Origin of the sequence: Streptococcus sp. SGI.013 (assembly GCF_050315295.1) — a bacterium.
GTDB classification, from domain to species: domain Bacteria; phylum Bacillota; class Bacilli; order Lactobacillales; family Streptococcaceae; genus Streptococcus; species Streptococcus porcorum.
Genome location: NZ_JBNPOS010000056.1, coordinates 1 through 3,319, shown reverse-complemented (window position 1 = coordinate 3,319; position 3,319 = coordinate 1). Strand labels below are relative to the sequence as shown.

The window sequence follows — 3,319 nt, the reverse complement described above, 5'->3', positions numbered from 1 at the left end:
AAAAATATGAAAATTGACAAGAGATTCAGATTTGGCTAGCAATTTTATTGAAAAAGTGATAAAATAAACTCGTATGGGTTTGATCCCAAAAAATAAAAGGAGGCCTTTAAAATGGCAATCGTTTCAGCAGAAAAATTCGTCCAAGCAGCTCGTGATAACGGCTATGCAGTTGGTGGATTCAACACAAACAACCTTGAGTGGACACAAGCTATCTTGCGTGCAGCAGAAGCTAAACAAGCTCCAGTTCTTATCCAAACATCTATGGGTGCTGGTAAGTACATGGGTGGTTACAAAGTATGTAAAAACATGATTGAAAACCTTGTTGAGTCAATGGGTATCACTGTACCAGTTGCAATTCACCTTGACCACGGTCACTATGAAGATGTTCTTGAGTGTATCGAAGTTGGTTATACTTCAGTTATGTTTGACGGTTCACACCTTCCAATCGAAGAAAACCTTAAATTGGCTAAAGATGTTGTTGAAAAAGCACACGCTAAAGGTATCTCAGTAGAAGCTGAAGTTGGTACTATCGGTGGTGAAGAAGATGGTATCATCGGTAAAGGTGAATTGGCACCAATCGAAGATGCTAAAGCAATGGTTGAAACTGGTGTTGACTTCTTGGCTGCAGGTATCGGTAACATCCACGGTCCATACCCAGCAAACTGGGAAGGTCTTGCACTTGATCACCTTGAAAAATTGGCTGAAGCTATCCCAGGTTTCCCAATCGTTCTTCACGGTGGTTCAGGTATTCCTGATGAGCAAATCAAAGAAGCTATCCGTCTTGGTGTTGCCAAAGTTAACGTTAATACAGAGTGTCAAATTGCTTTTGCAAATGCAACACGTGAATTTGTACGTGACTATGATGCAAACGAAGCAGAATACGATGCTAAAAAACTCTTTGACCCACGTAAATTCTTGGCTCCAGGTTTCAAAGCTGTCCAAGGTGCTGTTGAAGAGCGTATCGACGTATTCGGTTCAGCAAACAAAGCATAATTTTGCTTGATATGTTGATAAAAGGTTTATCCTTAAGGATAAACCTTTTTTTGATTAAACACCTGATAAAAATCTTATTTAATGGTCAGTATTTTAAAGAAATGTTATAATGTAAAATAATAAGTGATGGAAAGTAGGATGACATGGTAGAGAAAACGACACTCAAGGAATTACGCACTCGCTCAAGTATCTATGATGGGATGGTAAAATCGCCTAACCGAGCGATGCTTCGTGCGACAGGAATGACGGATGAAAACTTTGAGACACCTATTGTCGGTGTCATCTCGACATGGGCTGAAAATACCCCTTGTAATATTCATCTTCATGATTTTGGAAAGTTGGCAAAAGAAGGCGTTAAAGCAGAAGGGGCTTGGCCTGTTCAATTTGGGACAATCACCGTTGCCGACGGTATTGCTATGGGAACACCAGGGATGCGCTTTTCTCTGCCTTCTCGTGATATTATTGCAGACTCGATTGAGGCTGCCATATCAGGTCATAACTGTGATGCTTTGGTAGCGATTGGTGGTTGTGATAAAAATATGCCAGGCTCTATGATTGCGATTGCTAATACTGGTATTCCAGCTATCTTTGTTTATGGTGGAACGATTGCACCGGGAAATCTTGATGGTAAGGATATTGATTTAGTTTCTGTTTTTGAAGGTGTTGGACGTTGGAATCATGGTGATTTGACAGAAGAAGAAGTTCGTCGGATTGAATGCAATGCTTGTCCAGGTCCTGGTGGTTGTGGTGGAATGTACACAGCAAATACAATGGCATCTGCAATTGAAGCTATGGGAATGAGTTTGCCAGGTTCATCTTCACATCCAGCCGAGTCGCCAGAGAAAAAAGCTGATGTTGAGGCGGCAGGGCGTGCAGTTGTTAAGTTGATGGAAATGGGCATTACTCCAAAAGATATTATGACAAGAAAAGCATTTGAAAATGCGATCACGGTTGTCATGGCTCTAGGTGGGTCAACAAATGCGATTTTACATTTGATGGCTATTGCTCATGCGGCTAATGTGGAGTTAACTTTGGATGATTTTAATGATTTTCAAGAGCGTGTGCCACATTTGGCAGATTTGAAACCTAGTGGTCAGTATGTTTTCCAAGATTTATACCATGTTGGTGGTGTTCAAGCAGTTATGAAATATCTGTATCAAAATGGTTTCCTGCATGGTGACGTTTTAACATGTACAGGTAAAACATTGGCGGAAAACTTGGAAGAAGCTCCTGATTTGAAAGAAGGTCAAAAAGTAATCATGCCTTTAGAAGCACCAAAACGCGCGGATGGTCCATTGATTGTTCTTCATGGAAACTTAGCTCCAGAAGGAGCTGTTGCTAAAGTATCTGGTGTTAAGGTTCGTCGCCATGAAGGTCCTGCTAAGGTCTTCAATACAGAAGAAGATGCTGTTAAGGCTGTTTTAGCAGATGAAGTAGTTGATGGGGATGTCGTAGTGGTTCGATTTGTCGGACCAAAAGGTGGACCAGGTATGCCTGAGATGCTTTCGCTTTCTTCTATTTTGGTTGGTAAAGGACAAGGTGAATCTGTTGCCCTTCTAACAGATGGACGTTTCTCAGGAGGAACCTATGGTTTAGTAGTGGGACATATTGCACCAGAAGCTCAAGATGGGGGTCCAATTGCTTACCTACGCGATGGGGATATTGTGATTGTTGACCAAGATACGAAAGAATTGACGGTTAAAATCTCTGATGAAGAGCTAGCTAAACGTCAGTCAGAGACTACGCTTCCCCCACTTTACTCACGCGGTGTTCTTGGGAAATACGCTCATATTGTTTCCTCGGCTTCAAAAGGGGCGGTGACAGATTTTTGGAAAAAAGATAATCAATAAAATCATTCTAAAATAAAAAAGCCAATGTTGGCTTTTTATTTTGGGTTAATTCTAAGGGCGATACGACCGTATCGTGAGATTCGAGTCATCTTCCAAGCAGGAGACCAAACGATTTCCACTTGCACGCTTTTGACAGCATCAATCTCTTTTAAGCGACGGACTAACTCGTCTGGCATAGTGTCAGCACAGCTACACCCTGCATCAGTAAAGGTCATAACCACTTTGCAGTGTCCATTTTGATCTAGAGTTAATTCATAAATTAATCCTAGATTATAAATATCTAGTTCAATTTCAGGATCATAGACACTTTGCAAAATAGAAATGAATTGATCTTCAAAATCTTTGACGCGATCATTTATCTTAATATCTTCTCTCATATTACTTTCTCTTTTCGATAGCATTAGCTTTATTCTAACATAAAACCTTGAAAAGATTCAATGGTTTAGCTATCAGAAGGCAGGAGAGAAATAAAAAAT

Annotated in this window: 3 protein-coding genes; 2 read left to right on the top strand and 1 reads right to left on the bottom strand. The window is 40.5% G+C overall.

The window, feature by feature from the left end; all coding sequences use genetic code 11:
- Window positions 1-111 precede the first annotated feature (111 nt).
- A complete protein-coding gene (locus ACQRDX_RS09075; protein WP_354369017.1) occupies window positions 112-993 on the top strand; it encodes a class II fructose-bisphosphate aldolase in 882 nt (293 codons plus the stop codon).
- Window positions 994-1,136: 143 nt separating this feature from the next.
- Window positions 1,137-2,843, top strand: a complete 1,707-nt coding sequence (gene ilvD, locus ACQRDX_RS09070; protein ID WP_427896562.1) for a dihydroxy-acid dehydratase — start codon at window positions 1,137-1,139, stop codon at window positions 2,841-2,843.
- Between the two features lie 35 nt (window positions 2,844-2,878).
- Here the strand turns inward: ilvD and ACQRDX_RS09065 are convergent, their stop codons facing one another.
- Window positions 2,879-3,220 carry a metal-sulfur cluster assembly factor gene (locus ACQRDX_RS09065; protein ID WP_354369013.1) on the bottom strand — a complete coding sequence of 114 codons (342 nt, stop codon included), beginning with the start codon at window positions 3,218-3,220 and terminating at the stop codon, window positions 2,879-2,881.
- Window positions 3,221-3,319 lie beyond the last annotated feature (99 nt).

What these genes read in the sequence shown, in the direction of transcription:
- ACQRDX_RS09075 (WP_354369017.1), top strand. Translation starts at nt 112, where the DNA reads ATGGCAATCGTTTCAGCAGAAAAATTCGTCCAAGCAGCTCGTGATAAC.
- ilvD (WP_427896562.1), top strand. Translation starts at nt 1,137, where the DNA reads ATGGTAGAGAAAACGACACTCAAGGAATTACGCACTCGCTCAAGTATC.
- ACQRDX_RS09065 (WP_354369013.1), bottom strand. Translation starts at nt 3,220, where the DNA reads ATGAGAGAAGATATTAAGATAAATGATCGCGTCAAAGATTTTGAAGAT.